At 74.2% G+C, this 19,721-nt stretch carries 18 protein-coding genes; 6 read left to right on the forward strand and 12 right to left on the reverse strand.

Annotated features, from left to right (window positions below; translation table 11 throughout):
- Nucleotides 1-111: 111 nt before the first annotated feature.
- Complete coding sequence (locus ACIP84_RS04460) at nt 112-1,332, reverse strand: CapA family protein (protein ID WP_401794354.1); 1,221 nt, start codon at nt 1,330-1,332, stop codon at nt 112-114.
- Nucleotides 1,333-1,602: 270 nt separating this feature from the next.
- Here ACIP84_RS04460 and ACIP84_RS04465 point away from each other — a divergent pair, with 270 nt between their 5' ends.
- From ACIP84_RS04465 to ACIP84_RS04475, 3 genes are all read left to right on the forward strand, one after another.
- A complete protein-coding gene (locus ACIP84_RS04465; protein WP_355967718.1) occupies nt 1,603-2,160 on the forward strand; it encodes a sigma-70 family RNA polymerase sigma factor in 558 nt (185 codons plus the stop codon).
- Nucleotides 2,161-2,164: 4 nt separating this feature from the next.
- Nucleotides 2,165-2,578, forward strand: a complete 414-nt coding sequence (locus ACIP84_RS04470) for a PaaI family thioesterase (RefSeq protein WP_355967716.1) — start codon at nt 2,165-2,167, stop codon at nt 2,576-2,578.
- Between the two features lie 282 nt (nt 2,579-2,860).
- A complete protein-coding gene (locus ACIP84_RS04475; RefSeq protein ID WP_355967714.1) occupies nt 2,861-3,364 on the forward strand; it encodes a hypothetical protein in 504 nt (167 codons plus the stop codon).
- Nucleotides 3,365-3,393: 29 nt separating this feature from the next.
- Here ACIP84_RS04475 and ACIP84_RS04480 read toward each other — a convergent pair whose 3' ends face one another.
- From ACIP84_RS04480 to ACIP84_RS04515, 8 genes are all read right to left on the reverse strand, one after another.
- Entirely contained in the window at nt 3,394-4,602 is a 1,209-nt protein-coding gene (locus ACIP84_RS04480) for a histidine kinase (RefSeq protein ID WP_355967713.1), read from the reverse strand.
- Nucleotides 4,599-6,377 (reverse strand): cation acetate symporter, encoded by a 1,779-nt coding sequence (locus tag ACIP84_RS04485; RefSeq protein WP_401794359.1) that lies wholly within the window; start codon nt 6,375-6,377, stop codon nt 4,599-4,601. The genes ACIP84_RS04480 and ACIP84_RS04485 overlap by 4 nt, the downstream gene beginning before the upstream one ends.
- 8 nt (nt 6,378-6,385) lie before the next feature.
- The gene (locus ACIP84_RS04490) at nt 6,386-6,802 is read right to left on the reverse strand and encodes a hypothetical protein (RefSeq protein ID WP_355967711.1); all 417 of its coding nucleotides are present in this window, start codon (nt 6,800-6,802) and stop codon (nt 6,386-6,388) included.
- Nucleotides 6,803-6,903: 101 nt separating this feature from the next.
- Nucleotides 6,904-7,665 carry a LytR/AlgR family response regulator transcription factor gene (locus ACIP84_RS04495; protein WP_401794362.1) on the reverse strand — a complete coding sequence of 254 codons (762 nt, stop codon included), beginning with the start codon at nt 7,663-7,665 and terminating at the stop codon, nt 6,904-6,906.
- Between the two features lie 45 nt (nt 7,666-7,710).
- Nucleotides 7,711-8,583, reverse strand: coding sequence for an Fpg/Nei family DNA glycosylase (locus ACIP84_RS04500; RefSeq protein WP_401794365.1), 873 nt, complete (start codon nt 8,581-8,583; stop codon nt 7,711-7,713).
- Nucleotides 8,584-8,773: 190 nt separating this feature from the next.
- Entirely contained in the window at nt 8,774-10,120 is a 1,347-nt protein-coding gene (locus ACIP84_RS04505) for a wax ester/triacylglycerol synthase family O-acyltransferase (RefSeq protein ID WP_401794368.1), read from the reverse strand.
- Nucleotides 10,121-10,262: 142 nt separating this feature from the next.
- Complete coding sequence (locus tag ACIP84_RS04510; RefSeq protein ID WP_355967736.1) at nt 10,263-12,242, reverse strand: SpoIIE family protein phosphatase; 1,980 nt, start codon at nt 12,240-12,242, stop codon at nt 10,263-10,265.
- A gap of 160 nt (nt 12,243-12,402) precedes the next feature.
- A complete protein-coding gene (locus ACIP84_RS04515; protein ID WP_401794371.1) occupies nt 12,403-13,662 on the reverse strand; it encodes a DUF6777 domain-containing protein in 1,260 nt (419 codons plus the stop codon).
- 196 nt (nt 13,663-13,858) lie between these two features.
- Here ACIP84_RS04515 and ACIP84_RS04520 point away from each other — a divergent pair, with 196 nt between their 5' ends.
- From ACIP84_RS04520 to ACIP84_RS04530, 3 genes are read left to right on the forward strand one after another with little or no spacing between them, the layout of a single operon-like run.
- Complete coding sequence (locus ACIP84_RS04520; protein ID WP_401795665.1) at nt 13,859-14,779, forward strand: YndJ family protein; 921 nt, start codon at nt 13,859-13,861, stop codon at nt 14,777-14,779.
- Nucleotides 14,776-15,327: a DUF1990 family protein gene (locus tag ACIP84_RS04525; protein ID WP_401794374.1), complete on the forward strand. Its 552-nt coding sequence runs from the start codon at nt 14,776-14,778 to the stop codon at nt 15,325-15,327. The genes ACIP84_RS04520 and ACIP84_RS04525 overlap by 4 nt, the downstream gene beginning before the upstream one ends.
- Nucleotides 15,328-15,349: 22 nt before the next feature.
- Complete coding sequence (locus tag ACIP84_RS04530; protein ID WP_401794377.1) at nt 15,350-16,777, forward strand: lipase maturation factor family protein; 1,428 nt, start codon at nt 15,350-15,352, stop codon at nt 16,775-16,777.
- A 54-nt stretch (nt 16,778-16,831) separates the two neighbouring features.
- On the opposite strand, the gene ACIP84_RS04535 is transcribed toward ACIP84_RS04530, so the two are convergent.
- From ACIP84_RS04535 to ACIP84_RS04545, 3 genes are all read right to left on the reverse strand, one after another.
- Nucleotides 16,832-17,002 carry a hypothetical protein gene (locus ACIP84_RS04535; protein WP_355967698.1) on the reverse strand — a complete coding sequence of 57 codons (171 nt, stop codon included), beginning with the start codon at nt 17,000-17,002 and terminating at the stop codon, nt 16,832-16,834.
- 300 nt (nt 17,003-17,302) lie between these two features.
- Nucleotides 17,303-18,787: an SDR family NAD(P)-dependent oxidoreductase gene (locus ACIP84_RS04540; RefSeq protein ID WP_355967696.1), complete on the reverse strand. Its 1,485-nt coding sequence runs from the start codon at nt 18,785-18,787 to the stop codon at nt 17,303-17,305.
- An 86-nt stretch (nt 18,788-18,873) separates the two neighbouring features.
- The gene (locus ACIP84_RS04545; protein WP_401794381.1) at nt 18,874-19,587 is read right to left on the reverse strand and encodes a (2Fe-2S)-binding protein; all 714 of its coding nucleotides are present in this window, start codon (nt 19,585-19,587) and stop codon (nt 18,874-18,876) included.
- Between the last annotated feature and the right edge of the window lie 134 nt (nt 19,588-19,721).

The raw sequence follows: 19,721 nt of genomic DNA on the forward strand, positions 1-19,721 counted from the left end.
CGGGCTCCCCCGTCCGGCCGCTGCCGTGACCGGACGATGGGGTCGGCCGCTGCCGTGACCGGACGATGCGGTCGGCCGCTGCCGTGACCGGACGATGCGGTCGGCGGCGGGCTACCTGCCCATCACCAGGCCGTCCGCGGCCGCGCCGCGGCTGAGGACCACCTGCCGGACGGTGTCCCGGATCTCGGTGAGGCGCGGGTCGGCACCGTCGGCGGCGCCGAGGTTGACCACCCGGCCGCGACCGGTGTCGAACCACTGGGGGACGAACTCGGCCTTGGTGACCTCCCAGCGCCCGCCGGGGGTCCTGGGCGGGCCGAAGGTGAAACGGCCGATGCTGCCCTGGTTGCCGCGGGGGTCGTAGGCGCCCTCGTGGTTGATCATGTCCCCGGCGATCTGGTCGCCCATCCCGTAGATGATCCAGGTGCCGTTGACCTTCTCGTACGCCTGCGGGACATGGGCGTGCGTCCCGATGATCAGGTCGATGTCGGGGCGGCCCCCGCTCCGCGAGGCGGTGAGCGCCCGGCCGAGCGTGAGCTGCCGCTCGTCGGGTTCGGCCTGCCACTCGCTGCCCCAGTGGACGCTGACCACGACCACGTCGGCGCCGGCCGCGCGGGCGGCCCGGGCGTCGGCGATCACCTTCTGCTCGTCGAGCTTCTGCACGGCCCACGGCTGCCCCTCGGGCATCGGGTAGCCGTTCGTGTCATAGGTGTAGGCGAGCTGGGCCACGGTGGCGCCGCCCGCCGTGAGCAGCGTGGGCTTCGCCGCCTCCTCGGCCGTGCGGGCCGAGCCGGCGTGACGGACACCTGCGCGGTCCAGGGCGTCGAGGGTGCGGCCGAGGCCCGCCGCTCCGTCGTCGAGGGTGTGGTTGGAGGCGGTGGAGCAGGAGTCGTAGCCGGTGGCCTTGAGCGCGGCGGCGACCTCGGGCGGCGACTTGAAGGCGGGGTAGCCGGTGTAGGGGCCGCCCTCCTGCCCGTACACGGTCTCCATGTGGCAGAGGGCGAGGTCGGCCCGGGAGACGACGGACTTCACCCCGGAGAACATGGGGGCGAAGTCGTAGCCGTCGCCGCCCGCGTCCTGGGCCGCGCGGCGGATGATCGAGTCGTGCGGAAGGATGTCCCCGGAGGCGACGAGGGTGAACCCGGCGGGCGCGGACGCCCCGCCCGGTGCGGCGGAGGGGGCGGAGGGCCGCCCGGATCCCGGTCGTCCGCCGGCGGCCTCGGGGCTGGGGGATCCGCCGGCGGGATCGCCGCTGCGGTCGGTGCAGCCGGTCGCCGCCGCGAGCAGGACGGCGGCGAGCGCCACCGCACCCGCGGGGCTGGTGCGTGAGGTCATGTCGGCACTCCGCCCGATTTATGGGATGAACATCTCTTCACACGAATTGATCCCGCGAGACAGCCGCAGTCAAGGGTCAAGGCCGCAGGGCGTCAGGAACCCCGCTGAAACGGACGCAACGGCTCCGGTCGACCGGCCCGTGACCGTTCGCCGTACCATTCGCCGCTCGGTGCGACCGTTCGTCGCAGACCGATGTCCGTCCCCTGTCCCCCGCCGTCCGAATGGGTTCCGATACGCCCCGGACGACGAGCCGCAGGAGAGGCGGGGAGCATGACAACGGCGACCACCGACGAACGGACCCTCGAGGAGCTGCAGCGGGACCACGGCCCCGCGCTCCTCTCCTTTCTGCTCGGCCTCACCTACGGGGACCGCCAGCGGGCCGAGGACCTCGTCCAGGAGACCCTGGTACGGGCCTGGCTCCACCCCGAGGCCTTCGACGGCCCGTACGAGTCGATGCGCCCCTGGCTCTTCACCGTGGCCCGCCGCCTCGCCATCGACGCCCGGCGCTCACGCCTCGCCCGGCCCGCCGAGATCGGGGACGGCGTCCTCGCGGTGACGCCCGACCCCGACGACGCCACCGCCTCGGCCGAGGCCGCGCTCGACGTACGGGCGGCCGTCCGCGAACTGAGCCCCGAGCACCGCGCGGTCCTGGTCCGGATCTACTTCCACGGCCTGACCGTCAACGAGGCCGCCGTCGACCTCGGCATCCCGGCCGGCACCGTCAAGTCCCGCTCCCACTACGCCCTGCGGCAGCTGGGCCGGTCCCTGCCCGGCTACCGGCCGCACCGCGCGGCCGTTGCCCGGCCCCGTGCCACGGCCCCACAATGACGCTGTGACGCTGACCATCGCCGCCGCCGAAAAGATCCTCGCCGACAACTTCGCCCCCTGGGTGCTCGATCTGGGGCTCACCGTCGAATCGGTCGACGACCAGGGGGCCGCGCTCCGGCTACCGTGGTCGGAGCGGCTCGCCCGGGAGGGCGGTGGCCTGTCCGGGCAGGCCCTGATGGCCGCCGCCGACACGGCGACCGTGATCGCGGTCGCCGCGGCCCGGGGCGGGTTCGTGCCCATGACCACCGTCCAGCAGTCGATCAGCTTCCAGCGGGCGGTCGTCGGCGCCGACGTCCTCGTGCGGGCCCGGCTCACCAAGGCGGGAAAGCGGATGGCCTTCGCCGACATCACCATGACGGCCGAGGGCACGGAGGAGACCGCGGCCCACGCGACCGCCGTCTACGCGCTCCTCGGCTGAACCACCGCTCCCCGGCCGCCACTTCCCGGCCGCCACCCCGGCGGCCGGCGGAGCCGGTGCCGACCCGCCGCCGCCGATGCCGCTGCCGCCGGAGACGCCTCCCCCGCCCCGTACGCCTCCCGGGACATCAGCAATCCCACCGGCACCGATCCGGCCGGGAAACGTATCCGAAACCACACGGGCGAGTTGAGCAAAGCGGGACACGCGGGCGCCTTCCACGGAGGAAGCTCTCCCCGGGTCCCTCACGTCCGGGTCCCCGATGTCCGGGAGAAGGTGGGAGCGTTGCGCCCCGAGAGCACGAACGGCGCCGGCGGCACGAGTGGCGGCGAACTCGCCGTCCCGATGGCCTGGCTGTGCGCCGAGTACCTGGCCGACGAGGTGCTGCGGGCCGCCGCCCTCGTGGCACCCGGCTCACTGGAGTACCGGGCGGGCCTCCAGGCGCTCGCCCTCACCGTCCACCTCTCGGAGGAGCCGGACGGACCGGTGGGCGGCGGGCCCGCGGGCCGCGTCGACGAGTGGCTGCGGCACACGGCGTACGACCGGCCCTGGCCGCCCTGGGTCGAGGAACGGCTCGCGGCGCGCCGCACGGCCGGCGGCGACGGCCCCGACCTGGCACTCGCGGAGACCGCGTGGCGACGCCTGCGCGACACCTGGGTCCGCGCCGCCGACCTCGACGGCCGCACGGACGACGAGTCCGGCGGCACGGTCGACGAGGAGGAGCAGATCTGGCTGCCCGCCTGGAAGCTGGGCCTGCCGCTCGCCCATCTCTCGCTGCACCTGCGCTGACCCGGCCCGGCTGCCCGGCCTCCACGCGGTCAGGCCGGTGAACGGTGGACGCCGGGGCGGTACTTGGGGATGCGCACCGTCACCTTCATCCCCGCGCCGACCCCCGTCTCGATGACCAGGCCGTACTCCGACCCGTACACCTGGCGCAGCCGCTCGTCCACGTTGGACAGGCCGATGCCGGAGCCGGCGGGGTGCTCTCCGCGCAGGACCGCGCGCAGCAGCTCCGGGTCCATGCCGATGCCGTCGTCCTCGACGGTCACCACGGCCTCCGCGCCCGCGTCGCGGGCGGCGATCGTGACCCGGCAGCCCCGCTCCCGGTCCTCCAGGCCGTGTTTCACGGCGTTCTCCACGAGGGGCTGGAGGCACAGGAAGGGCAGGGTGACCGGCAGCACCTCGGGGGCGATCTGCAGCGTCACCTTCAGCCGGTCCCCGAAGCGCGCCCCGGCGAGCGCCAAGTACTGCTCGATGGACCGCAGTTCGTCGGCGAGCTGGGCGAACTCGCCATGCTTGCGGAAGGAGTAGCGGGTGAAGTCGGCGAACTCCAGGAGGAGTTCGCGGGCCTGTTCCGGGTCGGTGCGGACGAACGAGGCGATGGCGGCGAGGGAGTTGAAGATGAAGTGCGGGGAGATCTGCGCGCGCAGCGCACGGATCTCCGCCTCCACGATGCGGGTGCGCGAGCGGTCGAGTTCGGCGAGCTCCAGCTGTACGGAGGCCCAGCGGGCCACCTCGGTCGCGGCCCGCACCAGGACGGCCGACTCCCGCGAGCCGTAGGCGACGAGCGCGCCCAGCACCCCGTCCTCCCCGGTGAGCGGGGCGATCACCGCCCAGCGCAGCGGGCACGCGGGGTCGGCGCAGTCCGTGTGCACGGACCGGCTGCGGCCGGTCTCCAGGGTCTCGGCGGCCTGTTCCGGCACGTGCGTCCGGTGATGGTCCTCGCCCGGCCCGTCCCAGGCGAGGACGGCGCCCCGGTCGGTCAGACAGAGCGCCTCGGTGCCCAGCAGCGAGCGGAGGGTGCCGGCCGCCCTGCGCGCGGTCTCCACCGTGAGCCCGGCACGGAGCGGCGGCGCGGCGAGGGAGGCGGTGTGCAGGGTGTGGAAGGTGGCCCGTTCGACGGGTGTGCCGAGGTCGGGATCGGCGGCGCGCCCGGCGCGCCGGGCGGTGAACCGCCCGAGGACGAAGCCCGCGGCGAGCAGCACGGCACCGGCGGCGGCCGCGGCGGCGAGGGCGATGCCGCTCATCGGCGGACCTCCGGGGCGGGGGCGGGCACGGTGCCGGTGATCTCCTCCGGCAGATGGAGGCGGGCGAGGAGCGCCGGAGTGCCGGGCGGGACGCGACGGGGTGTGGCCAGGGAGACCAGGACCATGCTGAGGAAGCCCAGCGGCACCGACCAGACCGCGGGCCAGGCCATCAGGGTGTGCGGCCAGCCCTCGGGGGCGAGCCCCGCCCGGGTCGCCATCACGGCCGCGAGCGCGGAGCCGCCGCCCAGCAGCAGCCCGGCCGCCGCGCCGGGCGGGGTGAGGCGCCGCCACCAGATGCCGAGCACGAGCAGCGGGCAGAAGGAGGAGGCGGAGACGGCGAACGCGAGGCCGACGGCGTCGGCGACCGGCACCTTCGAGGCGAACACGCCCACGACCAGCGGTACGGCGGTGGCGAGCAGGGTCGCGAGACGGAAGTGCCGTACGCCCCGGGACGGCAGGACGTCCTGGGTGAGGACTCCGGCGACGGACATGGTGAGCCCCGAGGCGGTGGAGAGGAAGGCGGCGAAGGCTCCGCCCGCGAGGAGCGCGCCCAGGAGGTCGCCGAGCAGCCCGCCCAGGATGCGGTCCGGCAGCACGAGCACGGCGGCGTCGGCGGAGCCCGTGAGCGCGAGCTCGGGGGCGTAGATCCGGCCGAGGGCGCCGTAGAGCGGCGGCAGCAGGTAGAAGGCGCCGACGAGTCCGAGCACGACGAGGGTGGTGCGGCGGGCCGCCCGGCCGTGCGGGCTGGTGTAGAAGCGGACGGCGACGTGCGGCAGGCCCATGGTGCCGAGGAAGGTCGCGAGGATCAGTCCGTACGTGGCGTACAGCTGGTGTCCGTCTCGGCCGCCGGCCAGCGGCTGCGACCAGCCGAGCGGATCGAGACGGGAGTCCCCCCGGCCGGAGGACGCGGGCGGGTCCGCGCCGCCGGCGACCCTCTCGGGGAGTGCCGCTCCCGGCGCGAAGGCGAGGGTCGTGCCGCCGGTGACGTGATGGGTGCCGGGGACCAGGGTCACGGTCCGCCTCTCGTACGGGACCGAGTCGACGCTGCCGGTGACCGTGACGGTGAGCGGGTCGTCGAGCCCGATCCGTACCGTGTCGGCCACTGTGACGACGGTGTGACCGCGCAGCACGGCGGGGGCGTCGAAACGAGCCCGGGGTGCCCCGTCGCCGTACCAGGCGGCGAGCAGGAAGAGGACGGGGACGAGCAGGGCGGTCAGCTTCAGCCAGTACTGGAAGGCTTGTACGAAGGTGATGCTGCGCATGCCGCCCGCGGCGACCGTGCCCGTGACGACGAGGGCGACGAGCAGCCCGCCGACCCAGTCGGGGGCGCCCGTGAGGATCTCCAGGGTGAGCCCGGCGCCCTGGAGTTGGGGCAGCAGATAGAGCCAGCCGATGCCGACGACGAAGAGGCTGGCGAGACGGCGCACCTGCGGGGATTCGAGGCGGGCCTCGGCGAAGTCGGAGAGGGTGTACGCCCCGGAGCGGCGCAGCGGGGCGGCGACGAGGACCAGCAGCACGAGGTAGCCGGCGGTGTAGCCGACCGGGTACCAGAGCATCGCGGGGCCCTGGACGAGGACGAGCCCGGCGATGCCGAGGAAGGAGGCGGCGGAGAGGTACTCGCCGCTGATGGCGGCGGCGTTGAGGCCTGGCCGGACGGTGCGCGAGGCCACGTAGAAGTCGGAGGTCGTCCGGGAGATCCGCAGGCCGAGGGCGCCGATGAGGACGGTGGCGAGGACGACCGCGGTGACGGCTGCGACGGCGTAGGTCTGGTTCACGGGGTGGATCAGCGTTCGACGAGGCCGGTGAAGTCGCGCTCGTTGCGTTCGGCGCGCCGTACGTACCAGTGGGCGATCCCCCAGACGACGGGGTACACCCCGACACCGAGGGCGAGCCAGACGAAGGCCTCGGGGGCGGGCAGGGCGAGGAGCAGCGGCAGCGGGCCGACGAGCAGCGCGAGCGCGCCCAGGGCGGTGAGCGCGGCACGCAGCTGGCTGCGCATCAGGGAGCGGACGTAGGTGTGGCCGAGGGTTGTCTGCTCGTCGATCTCGGAGCGCGCCGGCGGATGGACGGGCCGGCGCCGGGCGGGGCCCGGCACGGTCGTCCCGGCGCCGTGCGCGGAGGCGTACGTGACGGTCTCGCGGCGGGGGCGGCGCTGGGGGTCCCCCCGGCCGGAGGACGAGGGAGGGTGCTGCTCGGACATCGTCGTCCGCATCGGTCGGAAGGAGCGGCCACCGGGGCCCGGGTCGCGTGGAGTCTACGCAGGTGGGAGCACCCGCGGTAGGGGGCTTGCGCAGCTCGGCCTCAGCCGCCGGCGCGGCGCATCAGCAGGTCGCGCAGGGGGCGGGCGTGCCGCCGGCTGACCGCCAGGTCGGTGTCGCCGACCCGTACGGAGGTGGCGCCGCCGTCGAGGCGGAGCTCGTCGATCCGGGCGAGCGCCACGAGATGGCTGCGGTGGATGCGGACGAAGCCCCGGGCCGCCCACCGCTCCTCGAGGGTGGAGAGCGGGATGCGGACGAGGTGGCTGCCCTGGTCGGTGTGGAGGCGGGCGTAGTCGCCGTGGGCCTCGACGTAGACGATGTCGTCGACCGGGACGAACCGGGTGATGCCGCCGAGTTCGACGGGGATCTGCTCGGGCACGGCGGGTGCGGTCGGACCGGCCGGGACGGCGGTGGCGTGCACGAGGTCGTGGACGCGGCGGACGGCCTCGGCGAGGCGCTCGCGCCGGACGGGCTTCAGGACGTAGTCGACCGCCTTCAGGTCGAAGGCCTGGAGCGCGAAGCCCTCGTGGGCGGTGACGAAGACGACGAGCGGCGGGCGGGCGAAGCCGGCGAGCAGGCGGGCCACGTCGAGTCCGGTGAGGCCGGGCATGTGGATGTCGAGGAAGACGACGTCGACGGTGTCGTCGCCGTCCGGCCCGGCCTCCAGGGCCCGCCCGATCCTGCGGAGGGCCGCGGTGGCGTCCCCCGCTCCCTCGGCGGAGCGCACGCGGGGGTCGGCGCGCAGCAGATAGAGCAGCTCCCCGAGGGCGGGTTCCTCGTCGTCGACGGCCAGTACGCGCAGCATGCGGCGGAGTGTAACGGGGGCGGCGAGCGCCTCCGCGGCCTCGGGCTACTTGAGGAGCTTGGACAGACGGCGGTCGGCGAGCGGTCGGCCGCCGGTCTGGCAGGTGGGGCAGTACTGGAGGGAGGAGTCGCTGAAGGAGACCTCGCGGATGGTGTCCCCGCACACGGGGCAGGGTTGGCCGGTGCGGCCGTGGACGCGCAGGCCGCTCTTCTTCTCGGCCTTGAGCCTGCCGGCGGCGAGGCCGTGGGAGCGTTCGACCGCCTCGTGAAGGGTGGTCCGCATCGCCGTGTAGAGGGCGGCGGTCTCGTCCGCGGTGAGGTTCTGGGTGGGTTTGAAGGGGGACATCTTCGCGGCGTGGAGGATCTCGTCGCTGTACGCGTTGCCGATGCCGGCGATGAGGCTCTGGTCGCGCAGGGCGCCCTTGATCTGGCGCCGTTCGCCGGAGAGCAGGGCGGCGAACTCCTCGGGACCGAAGTCCTCGGCGAGCGGGTCGGGTCCGAGGCGCGCGACACCCGGCACCTCCTGCGGATCGCGCACCACGTACACGGCGAGGCGTTTGGTGGTGCCCGCCTCGGTGAGATCGAAGCCGTCGCCGCCGGTGAGCGCGGTCCGCAGCGCCAGCGGGCCCTTGCCCGGCTTGGGCGGCCCCGAAGGCAGCGTGTCCTGCCAGCGGAGCCAGCCCGCGCGGGCGAGGTGGATCAGCAGGTGCAGCTCGCCGGCGGGGCCCGTGGCGGTGAGGTCGAGGAACTTCCCGTGCCGTCCGACCGCGGTGACCTCGGCGCCCTCGACGGCGCTCAGGGGCGGGTCGTACGTCTTGAGGACGCTGATCGCGACGGGCAGCATGCGGGCGATCTCCTTGCCCACCAGGTGCGTGTCGAGGAACACGCGGAGCGCTTCCACCTCGGGGAGTTCGGGCATGGTCCCACCCTGCCGCACCGGTGGCGGGGCCGCTCGCCGGACGCCCTCGGGGCGCCTCGGGTACGGTCGCGCCCCCTGCGCCGGCGGGAAGGCCGAGGAGCATCTCGTCCGTCCCACGAAGGCCCGCCCCGACACGACCTCACCCGCGTGGGTCCGCCGGGCACGGCCCCGTACCGCGCGGACGGCGGGGCTACGGGGTCTGCGGCGGGTCCAGGAGGTCGAGTTCGGCCGTCAGGGCCTCGGCCAGCGCGTCGAGGTCGGGGACGGCCTCGCCGTCGGCGACGAGGCCGATGTGGACCTGGCCGCCGTACGGGGACATGGCGACCGCGAGGGACTGGCCGCGGGCCAGCGGGGCCATGGGGAACAGCGCGCGCAGCGGCGCCCCGCCCAGGGAGAGCGCGGAGCGGGGCAGCGGCACCTGGGTGACCAGCAGATCGAACAGGAGCCGGGCGGCGCCGGCGGCGAACGGGGCGCCGAAGCGGTGGGCGAGCGGCGGCAGTTGGTCGGCGAGGAGGGCGACGGCCCCGGCGCCCCTGAGGGGGCCTGCGGCCTTGTTGCGGTCCATGGCGCTCCGGACCGCGGCCAGCCGGGTCGCCGGGTCGGCCTCGGTGACGGGCAGGTCGAGGAGGTAGCCGGAGAGGCTGTTGCCGGGGCCGGGCGGGGTGCCGGGGCGGCGCCGGGAGACGGGGACGAGAGCCCGGAGGTCGGCTCCGGGGAGGGCCGGCCCGCGCCCGTCGAACCAGCGGCGCAGCGCCCCTGCGACGAGGGCGAGGAGGACGTCGTTGGCGGTGCCGCCGGTGGTGCGGCGGATCCGGTGGACCCGCTCCAGGGGCAGCGAGGCGGTGGCGATCCGGCGGGTGCCGCTGGACTCGGCGGCGAGAGCGGCGGTGGGCCGTCCGTCGAGGCGGCTGGCGCGGACGACGGAGGCGCCGACCTCGACGGCCCGGCCGAGGTCGCCGAGCCGGTCGCGGGCCATGCCGATGAGCCGTCCGGGCCCGGGGAGCCAGGAGCGCGGGGGCACGGGGCGGGCGCGGCCGGCGGTGCGGCGGCCCGCGGCGATCTCGTCGAAGATGCCGGCGCCGATGGCGACCGCGCGCATGCCGTCGGCGAGGGCGTGGTGGAGTTTCACGAGGACGGCGAAGGAGCCGTCGGGTGCGCCGCTGAGCAGGTACATCTCCCAGGGCGGCAGGCCGCGGGCGACGGGCCGTTCCATGAGTTCGGCGGCGAGGCGGGCGGCCTCGGCGGGGAAGTCGGCGCCGGGGAGGGCGACCTCGTGGACGTGCCGGCGTACGTCGAAGTCGGGGTCGGCGCTCCAGGCGGCGCCGCCGACGGGGAGCAGGACGTCGCGGACGCGCATCCGGAGCCTGGGGACGGCGGCGGCGCGGCGGGCGAGCAGGCCGAGGATGTCCGGCGGTTCCTGACCGCCGGACGTCGGGGCTGGACCGAAATGGGCGAGCGCCCCGAGGTGCAGGGGGTGCGCGGTGGATTCCAGGTGCCAGAAGGCCAGGTCTAGCGGTGCCAGTAGCTCGCTGCTCACTCGTGTCCTCACGTACATGCTGCGCGGAGAGCCGGGAACACGAAGTCAATCGCGTACCGACAGTTACGGTCAAGGACGATCGGTGCACGCTCTGTCAACAGTCGCGCCCTTCCGTCAACAGTCGCACCTCTCTGTGACGGGCTCAGTTCTGCACGGTGAATTCGCACCACACGCACTTGCCGCTCCCCCGCGACTCCACTCCCCAGACGTCGGAGATCTGGTCGACGAGCAGCAGTCCGCGCCCGGAGACGCCCGCCTCCCCCGCCTCGCGGCGCCGGGGCAGCGCGCTGGAGCGGTCCTCGACCTCCACCCGGAGCCGCCGTTCGGGCCCGCCGAGGATCCGCAGGGTCACGATGGCCCCGCCGTCGGTGTGCATCAGCGCGTTGGTCATGAGCTCGTCGGCGACCAGTTCGATCTCGTCGGCCCGTTCCTCGGCGCCCCAGGCCCGGACGGCGGCCCTGATCATGTGCCGGGCCGAGCTCAGCGCCTCGGGGTCGTTCTGGGCCACGTGCTGCTGGAACCGGCCGGCGCCGTGGCCGGCGGTCGCGGCCTCGCGGCGCAGGAGCAGGATCGCGACGTCGTCCTCGCCGCCCCGGTCGGCGACCACGTCGCACAGGTGGTCGGCGAGCTCCTGGAGGTCGGCGGGCCCGCGCCGGACGAGGGCGGAGAGCCACTGGAGGCCTTCGTCGAGGTCGGAGCCGGGCTTCTCGACCAGACCGTCGGTGTAGAGCATGAGCGTCTGTCCGGGGTCCAGTTCCAGCGTCGTCACCGGGTAGTCGAGCCGGCCGAACTCGGCGGAGAGCCCGAGCGGCAGTCCGCCCTCCACGGGGATCCTGCGGCAGCGCCCGTCCAGCTCCCGGATCAGCGGGTCGACGTGGCCGGCACGGACCACCTGGACGACCCCGGTGCCGAGGTCGACTTCGGCGTACGTGCAGGTGGCGAAGCGCTCGGTGTCGAGTTCGTGCAGGAAGACGGAGGCGCGGGCCATCACCGTGGCCGGGGTGTGCCCCTCGGCGGCGTACGCGCGCAGCACGATCCTCAGCTGGCCCATGACGGCCGCCGCGTGGGTGTCGTGACCCTGTACGTCCCCGATGACGGCGCCGACCCGGCCGCCGGGGAGCGCGATGATGTCGTACCAGTCGCCGCCGATGTCCCGGCCGAGGCGGGCCGAACGGTAGCGGACGGCCGTCTGGGCGCCCGGCACCTCGGGGATGCGGCGGGGCAGCATCGCCTGCTGGAGCCCCTCGGCGAGGTCGTGCTCCTGCTCGTACAGCATGGCCCGCTGGAGGCTCTGGGCGATGCTGCTGCCGAGGGCGACGAGCAGGGTCCGCTCGTCCTCGCTGAAGCCCGTCTTGTCGCTGTAGAGGAGCCCGAGCGCGCCGATGGGACGGGCCTGGGCGATGAGCGGCAGATAGACGGCGGCGGTGATGCCGAGTCCGCTGATGTGCGGCCAGAGCACCGGGAAGGACTCGGCGAAGTCCCGGGGCGACTCGATGAACCGCGGCCGCAGGGTGCGGATCACCTCGCTCATCGGGTACGGCTCGTCCACCCGGGTGAACCGGGTGCCCGGCACGAACGCGCCGTCGGGACCCTCGGCGACCAGATGGATGCGGCCGGCATCGAGGAGGCCCATGACGAGGCTCGCGGCGCCGAAGTGCTCCAGCGCGTGGGAGTCGTTGAGCAGGTCGATGACGTCCTGCACGGTCCGCGCGTAGGCGAGGGCGGCCGTGGTGCCCTCGACGACCCCGGCGCGCCGGCGCCGCCCCTCGTCGAGACCGAGCCGGGCGGCGGACTCGGTGAGTTCGTGGGTGGCGTCCCGGACGACACCGACGATGCGGACCGGTCGGCCGCTGTCGTCGCGGTGGACGATCCCCTGGGTGTGGGTCCACTGGTGCACGCCGTCCCGGCGGCGGATGCGGAAGTACGCGCCGTACTCCGCGCTGCCGTCCTTGAGCGCCTGCGTGACCAGGGTGTCGAGGCGGCGGGCCTCGTCCGGCAGGACCCGCGAGCCGAGCGATTCGGGGTGGTCGTCGTACTCGGCGCGGTCCATGTCGAAGACGTCGAGGGCGGCCTCGTCCATGGTCATCGTGCCGTCGACGAGATCCCAGTCGAAACCGCCCATCCGGAAGGCCGTTCCGAACTCGGCCAGGATCCGGGCCCTCCCGGCGTCCGTCCCCTCCAGGGCGCGGCTGAGCCGCTCGACCGCATCCCCTCCCCCGTTGCCCGCGTTCATGGGGCCACGCTAGGCGCAGCCCCGCCCGTGCGCACCATGAAGATCCGTTTCATCCCTCGAAGGTCTCGGGCTGATCCGGGACCGGTCGGGCGGGGAAGAGCTCCTCGGGCGGCAGTTCGCCGTCCGGGACGGTGGGCTCGCCCGGGGGCTCCGCGAAGGGGTCTGCGGGGTGCGTGTCCGGTTCCTGGTACGGATCCTCGTCGGGCACGGGGTAGGGGTCGGGGTCGACGGGGCTCGGGTCGGTGCCGGTGCCACCGGTCCCGTCGGGCAGCGGGCTCTCCGGGGCCGGGGGGATCGGAGCGGACGGGACGGGCCGGGAGGGGCTGTCCGGGGAGGCGGGGTCGGACGGCGGACGGCGGCCCGGGGCGCTCGGGTCGGGTGTGGCGCCGTCGGGCGTCGCCTCGGCGAGGGCGCACGCGTCCGGGTCGCAGTCGGGTTCCACGGCGGGTTTGCGGTCCTCGGCCCCGTCGCTGCCGGTGGCCCGCTCGATCCAGCTGCGGTCGGCGTTGTTGACGATGAACAGGCTGGTGACGACGGTGGTGGTCGGCCGGACGACGATCACGCGGTCGGGGTCGAAGCCGTCCCAGGGTTCGCCCTGGTGGATGCCGTCCCGGGCCGCGGACGGGGTGCGGAGCGGGTTGCCGCAGGCGCAGCGGACGCGCGGGGAGCCGTACTGGTCGACGAGGACCGCCGTACCGGTCTGGAGGACGGACTGGAAGGCGTTGGCCCTGCCTTCGCTGAAGCCGTGGTTGGTGACCCGGGTGTCCGAGCGCAGGACGACGGGGGTCAGCCCGCGCAGCCAGTCGGCGAGGTCGGTGTCGGGGATCCCGGCGGCCTCGGCGAAGGCGCGGGTCCTGTCCTGGTCGGCGGAGAGGGACGCGACCTGCCGCTCGACGTCGCAGCTGCCCTCGGCGCGCGTGCCGCCGTAGAGGCCGGGGGTGGAGCCGGTGACCTCACGGATCTGCGTGCCGTCGGCGTCCGGGCCCCTGGCCGGGGCGGACAGCCGCGCGGCCGGGCGGGCCGAGGACTCGGTGAAGGGGTCGGGGCCCTGGGCGGCGAGCGGCTGGAGGAGGACGTCCTGCGTCGAGTCGGCCGCGGCGGGCTGGGCGCCGCCCCGTGACCCCTCCCAGACGGAGGTGCACCCCGCGAGGAGGAGCGACGCGGCGAGCGCCGCGAGCGCGGAACGGGCGACGCCGGCTCGGGGGGCGGCCGGGTCGGGCGCGCGGGGAGCGGTCGGGTCGGGAGCGGTCGGGTGGGTCGCGCCGGGGGCGGTGGGGGTTCGCCGCGTCCGGCAGAGGGGTGAGCGCACCTGGTTCTCCCGCTTTCTCTCCCCGGGCCACGGCGCCCGGTTCCGGCCAGTCCTTCATGTCTGTCGCAGTGCGCGGGGCCCCGCAAGCCGGGGGCCGCCGACCGTGTCACCCCAGCACTTGAACGTGTTCAAGAAAGCCTCTAGGCTCGGGGAGTCGAGTTGAACACGTTCAAGTGGGGGATGCGCGATGACGGCACTGTCGGTCCTGGTGGGCACGGTCGTCACGATCGGCATGTTCTGGGTGGTCCCGACGGGACTCGCGCTCCTCGACGGCCCCCGACCACCGGGCTGGGACCCGCTCCGGCGCGCCTGGCCGCTGCTCGCCGCCCCGGGCGCGCTCGCCCTGTGGCTGCCCCGCTCCGGGCTCTCGACCGCGCTCGCCGCCGTCTACGCCCTCGCCACGCTCGCCCTCGCGCTCCAGGCCCCGGCCCGGCTGGTCCTGACCCGCTCCCTCGGGCCGGGCGAGGTCGCGGTCCTCACCGCCCTGGTCGCGCCCTCCGTCGCCGGGCTCGCCCTGGTCGCGGAACGGGCCTCGTACCCGCTCTTCGGCTTCGACCTGGACATCCTGGCGCTGACCGTCCCGCACTTCCATTTCGCGGGCTTCGCCGCCGCCCTCGTCGCCGGACTCCTCTGCCGCGTCGCCGACGGCCCCACCGCCCGCTTCGCCGCGCTCAGCGTCCCGGCGGGCACCCTGCTCGTCCTGCTCGGCTACTTCGTCGACGACTGGGCCGAGCTGCTCGGCGCCGTCGTCCTGACGGCCGGCATGACGGCGGTCGCGGTCCTGACCCTGCGCGAGCGCCGCACCGTGGCATCCGACCGCCTCACCCGGGGGCTGCTCGCGGTCTCGGCCCTGGTCCTCTTCGCCACCATGCTGCTCGCGCTGAGCTGGGCGCTGGGCGAGGCGACCGGCCTTCCGCACCTCGACCTGACCTGGACGGCCGCGACCCACGGCCTGGGCAACGCCCTGGGCTTCGCCGTCTGCGCGCTGCTCGCCCACCGCCGCCTCCGCTCGGACCGCCCGACGCCGCACCCGCCGTCGGCACACCTCACGACTCCCGCCGTTCCCACGGACCCCACCCATCCCACGGCTCACCCGCGAACGGAGCTTCCGGCATGACCCGCCTCATGAGCAGCCTGTCCCGGCCCGACCGGCCCCGCCCGACCCTCAGCTACCGCGAGGTCGCCGCCACCCGTACCCCGGCCGCCCTGCCCGAGGGCTACCACCACCTGCGGCACAGCGCGGTCGTCGGCCACGGCCGGGCCGCCTTCGAGGCCGCCGGAGCCGCCGTCACCACCTGGCGGATGCACCGCGCCACCGGAGCGCGTCTCCTCGCCGACTCCGACCGTGCCGCGCCCGGCGTGAGCGTCGAGATATCGGCGGGCCTCGGCCCGCTCCGGCTCGGCGCCCCCTGCTCGGTGATCTGGACGGCGTACGAGGAACAGCGCGTCGGCTTCGCCTACGGGACCCTCACCGGGCACCCGGAGTGCGGCGAGGAGTCCTTCATGGTCCACCTGGAGCCGGACGGCACGGTCCGGTTCGCGGTCACCGCCTTCAGCCGCCCCGCCGCCTGGTACACCCGGCTCGGCGGCCCCGTGATCCCCCTCCTCCAGCGTGCCTACGCGCGTCAGCTGGGCCGGACGCTGCGGCGCCTCGTCAGGACGTGATCCCGGACCGATACTGGAAGCGATGGAGTGGTTCACCGCACCCGACCACTGGCTGAGCCGGATCGTCTTCCAGCGGGGCCTCGCCGGGCTGTACTGCGTGGCGTTCCTGTCGGCGGCCCTGCAGTTCCGGGCGCTGATCGGGGAGCGCGGCATGCTCCCCGTACCGGAGTACGTGCGCGGGACCCGGCCGCGGCACACCCCGTCGCTCTTCCACTGGCGCTACTCCGACCGCCTCTTCGCGGCCGTCGCCTGGTCCGGCGCCGCGCTCGCCCTCGCGCTGCTCGCGGGCGCCGGGGACGCGGTGCCGCTGCCGGTCTCGATGCTGCTGTGGCTGGTCCTCTGGGCGCTGTACCTGTCGATCGTGAACGTGGGCCAGACCTGGTACGCCTTCGGCTGGGAGTCGCTGCTCCTGGAGACCGGGTTCCTGGCGGTCTTCCTCGGCAACGACGACACCGGGCCGCCGGTCCTCGTGCTGTTCCTGCTGCGCTGGCTGCTCTTCCGGGTCGAGTTCGGCGCCGGGCTCATCAAGATCCGCGGCGACCCGTGCTGGCGCGCCCTGACCTGCCTCTACCACCATCACGAGACCCAGCCGATGCCCGGCCCGCTGAGCTGGTTCTTCCACCACCTCCCGCGCCCGCTGCACCGGGTGGAGGCGGCGGCCAACCACGTCGTCCAGCTCTTCGTGCCGTTCCTGCTGTTCACCCCGCAGCCGGTGGCCACGATCGCGGCCGGCCTGATGATCGCCACCCAGCTGTGGCTGGTGCTCTCCGGCAACTTCGCCTGGCTGAACTGGATCACCATCGTGCTCGCCCTCTCCGTCGTGGACGCCTCCCCCGTCACCGGCGAGCACCCCCGGCCCGATCCGCCGCTCTGGTACGTGGTCCTGGTCGTCGCGGTCACCGCGTTCGTCCTGGTACGGAGCTACCGCCCGGTGCGCAACCTGCTCTCCCGCAACCAGGCGATGAACCGCTCGTACGACCCGTACCACCTGGTCAACACGTACGGGGCGTTCGGCACGGTCGGGCGGATCAGGGACGAGATCGTCGTCGAGGGCACCGACGACCCGGTGCCGCACGCGGGCACGGTGTGGCGGGAGTACGGCTTCAAGGGCAAGCCCGGTGATCCGCGCCGGCTGCCCCGGCAGTTCGCCCCGTATCATCTGCGGCTCGACTGGCTGATGTGGTTCGCGGCGCTCAGCCCGGGATACGCCCGCGACTGGTTCGGCCCGTTCGTCGAGCGGCTGCTCGACGGCGACCGGGACACCCTGCGGCTGCTCGCCCACAACCCGTTCCCCGACGCGCCACCGGCGTTCGTCCGCGCCCGGCTCTACCGGTACCGCTACACGAGCTGGAGCGAGCTGCGCGCCACCGGGGCCTGGTGGCACCGCACGCTCGTACGCGAGTACCTGCCGCCGACCCGGCTGCGGGAACCGGCGCGCGGGCCCCGCTGAACGCGCCGGTGCCCCGGGCCGCGAACGGCCGGGGCACCGGGGGTGAAGAGGGGATCAGTCGATGCTGGGCAGGATGTGGGGCTCGGCGAGGTCGTCCTCGTAGCCCGCAAGCCGGATCGGGGCCGCGTGGGCCCACACGTCGAGGCTCCCCAGCTCGCCGTTCCTGCGCGTCCGGTCGTTGGGTTCGGCCGGTCGCGTTTCCTGCTTCGTCAGTTCTGGTGTCACCGCGCACTCCTCTGTGTCGCGTACCTGTAGGACAGATGCCGGTCGGTCGCGGTGGCGCCGTTGTCGGGCGGGACCGCGGCCTTGGTGGCAGGCCTGTCCCTGGAAGACCGTGAGGACGGTGTGTCTCCTCGGTGGTCGACCGTGGACATCACAGTAACCAAATGAGCACGCCTGCGCTCTACCGGGCTCCGAACTGTGACGCAATCGGGTGAACCGAGCCGAAAGAGCGCCCCACCTGGCCGGTGAGGCGCTCTTGCCTGAGCAGCGGAAACCGCCTGCGCGGGCGATCTCGGACGGTTTCTACCAGTTCGCGGGGGCGTAGTCCTTCAGGAAGCAGCCGTAGAGGTCCACGCCGTCCTCGCCGCGCACGATCGGGTCGTAGACACGGGCCGCGCCGTCGACCAGGTCGAGCGGGGCGTGGAAGCCGGCCTCGGCGAGGCGCAGCTTGTCGAAGTGCGGACGCTCGTCGGTGATCCAGCCGGTGTCGACCGAGGTCATGAGGATGCCGTCGGTCTTGAACATCTCCTCGCCGCTGGTCCGCGTCACCATGTTCATCGCGGCCTTGGCGGCGTTGGTGTTCGGGTGGCCGGCGCCCTTGTAGCCGCGGCTGAAGACGCCCTCCATCGCGGAGACGTTGACGACGTACGAACGTCCGCTGGCGGCCTTCTTCGCCGCCTCGGCCATCACCGGGCGCAGCTTGCTGATGAGGATGAACGGCGCCGTGTAGTTGCACAGCTGGGTCTCGAGCAGCTCCACCGGGGAGATCTGCTCGATGCTCTGCACCCAGGTGTTGGAGTCGACGACGTCCGGGACCAGGCCGCCCGCGTCGATGGCGGTGCCGTCGAGGTGCTTGGCGATGGTGGCGTTGCCCGCGACGAGCGCCAGATCGGCGACCTGCTGGGCCTCCAGGTCGCGCACGCCGGCGGGAAGCTCGGACGATCCGACGAGCTCGCCGACCGCGCCGGAGTTGAAGGCGCCGATCACGTGGTGGGCGGGCAGCTCGCCGGCCGGCAGCGCGGCGCTCTCGCCCTCGACCAGGGCGGCGTACGCGGACGGCAGCCGCCGCACGGTCTGCGTCGCGTTGTTGATGAGGATGTCCAGCGGACCGGCCTCGGTCATCTGGTCGGCGAGCGCCACGGCCTGGGCCGGATCGCGCAGGTCGATGCCGACGACCTCGAGGCGGTGCATCCAGTCCGCCGAGTCCTCCATCGCCTTGAAGCGGCGGATCGCGTCCTTGGGGAAGCGGGTCGTGATGGTGGTGTGGGCACCGTCGCGCAGCAGCCGCAGCGCGATGTACATGCCGATCTTGGCCCGGCCGCCGGTGAGCAGGGCGCGCTTGCCCGTGAGGTCGGCGCGGGCTTCGCGCTTGGCCCGGTTCTCGGCGGCGCACTTCTGGCAGAGCTGGTGGTAGAAGTAGTCGACCTCGACGAACCGCGTCTTGCAGACGTAGCAGGAGCGCGGACGCTGGAGTATCCCCGCGATCCGGCCCTCCTCGGTGACGGAGGACGGCAGGATGCCCTCGGTCTCGTCGTCGATGCGCTGCGCGGAGCCGGTGGCCGTGGCCTCGGTGACCGCCTTGTCGTTGGCGGTCTTGGACGCCCGGCGCTCCTGGCGGCGGCGCTGCTTCACGGTCCGGTAGATCCCGGCGGTGGCGCGCCGGACGCGGATGGCGTCCGGGTGGTCGACGTCCAGCTTGTCGAGCTCGTCGAGGACGCCGAGGCAGACGGCCAGGCGATCGGGGTCGATACCCGGCCCGTAGTCCTGGTTTTCTTCGGTCACCGTCATGGCCTTCGGGTTCCTCGTTCGCTCGTACGTCACCGTTCGTGGGCTGTCACCGTCCGTGGGCTCGCGGCACGGCAACCTCGGCAACTTTACGGAGCGGGGGCCCGCCCCTCCAAACCCGTTCGGGGGGCGTGGTCGAAGACACAGTCGCCGCACAGTCCCGCGCCGGGGCAGCGGTAGTAGAGGCAGCAGCTGGCGCGGCGCAGCCGGGGGCCGCGGACCGTACCCGCGAGGTCGGGGTGGCCGAGGAGTCCGGAGACCAGCTCGGCGGCCCGTGCGGCGGCCTCGGGGCGGCCGTGGGCGTGCGCCCAGCGGGTCAGCTCGCGCAGCGCGCCGGCCAGGGCGGAGCCCGCGTTGCCCCAGAGCAGGCGCGGCGAGATGCGCCCGTCGCGGCGCAGCGCCGCGTGCAGCGGCACGAGGTGAGCCTCCTGGACGGCCGCGCGGAGCTCCTCGACGGTCGCGGGGCGGGTGTCGGAGCCGGCCCACCACAGGTCGTCCGGGGAGGTGAGCGCCCCGTCCCAGTACAGCTCGGCGGGGTCGAGGGCGGGGAAGCGGCCGTGCAGGGCGGCGGGCCCGAGGGCGGTCGACCAGAGCCGCGCGGCGAGCCCGAGGTGGGCGACGGACGCCCCGACGCGCCGCTCGGGGGCGCCCAGCCGGGCGGCGACCCGGCCTACGCGCGCGTGGAGCGGCCCGTCCTCGCCCGCGTACAGGCGCGCGAGCGGGCGGTGCGCTCCGCCGCTCTCCGGCGCGCTGGTGCGCAGGGCGAAGAACCCGCCCACCGAACTGCTCTCGCCGAGATCCACCCGGGCTCCCCCTCGTTCCGGTCACGTCGCGTGCCCGAGGTCTTCCGGGCACGGATTCAGACCACCGTAACCGCTCCGCACGGCTCGTCTTAACGGCTCGAAAAAGTCGCTTTGCACCCGTTCTGACCTGCACG

Source organism: Streptomyces sp. NPDC088707 (assembly GCF_044752725.1).
Classification (GTDB): Bacteria; Actinomycetota; Actinomycetes; order Streptomycetales; family Streptomycetaceae; genus Streptomyces.

Coding starts and splice junctions, on each gene's coding strand:
- ACIP84_RS04460 (WP_401794354.1), bottom strand. CDS start 1,332: ATGACCTCACGCACCAGCCCCGCGGGTGCGGTGGCGCTCGCCGCCGTC.
- ACIP84_RS04465 (WP_355967718.1), top strand. CDS start 1,603: ATGACAACGGCGACCACCGACGAACGGACCCTCGAGGAGCTGCAGCGG.
- ACIP84_RS04480 (WP_355967713.1), bottom strand. CDS start 4,602: ATGAGCGGCATCGCCCTCGCCGCCGCGGCCGCCGCCGGTGCCGTGCTG.
- ACIP84_RS04490 (WP_355967711.1), bottom strand. CDS start 6,802: ATGTCCGAGCAGCACCCTCCCTCGTCCTCCGGCCGGGGGGACCCCCAG.
- ACIP84_RS04495 (WP_401794362.1), bottom strand. CDS start 7,665: ATGCTGCGCGTACTGGCCGTCGACGACGAGGAACCCGCCCTCGGGGAG.
- ACIP84_RS04500 (WP_401794365.1), bottom strand. CDS start 8,583: ATGCCCGAACTCCCCGAGGTGGAAGCGCTCCGCGTGTTCCTCGACACG.
- ACIP84_RS04510 (WP_355967736.1), bottom strand. CDS start 12,242: ATGGGCGGTTTCGACTGGGATCTCGTCGACGGCACGATGACCATGGAC.
- ACIP84_RS04525 (WP_401794374.1), top strand. CDS start 14,776: ATGACCCGCCTCATGAGCAGCCTGTCCCGGCCCGACCGGCCCCGCCCG.
- ACIP84_RS04530 (WP_401794377.1), top strand. CDS start 15,350: ATGGAGTGGTTCACCGCACCCGACCACTGGCTGAGCCGGATCGTCTTC.
- ACIP84_RS04540 (WP_355967696.1), bottom strand. CDS start 18,787: ATGACGGTGACCGAAGAAAACCAGGACTACGGGCCGGGTATCGACCCC.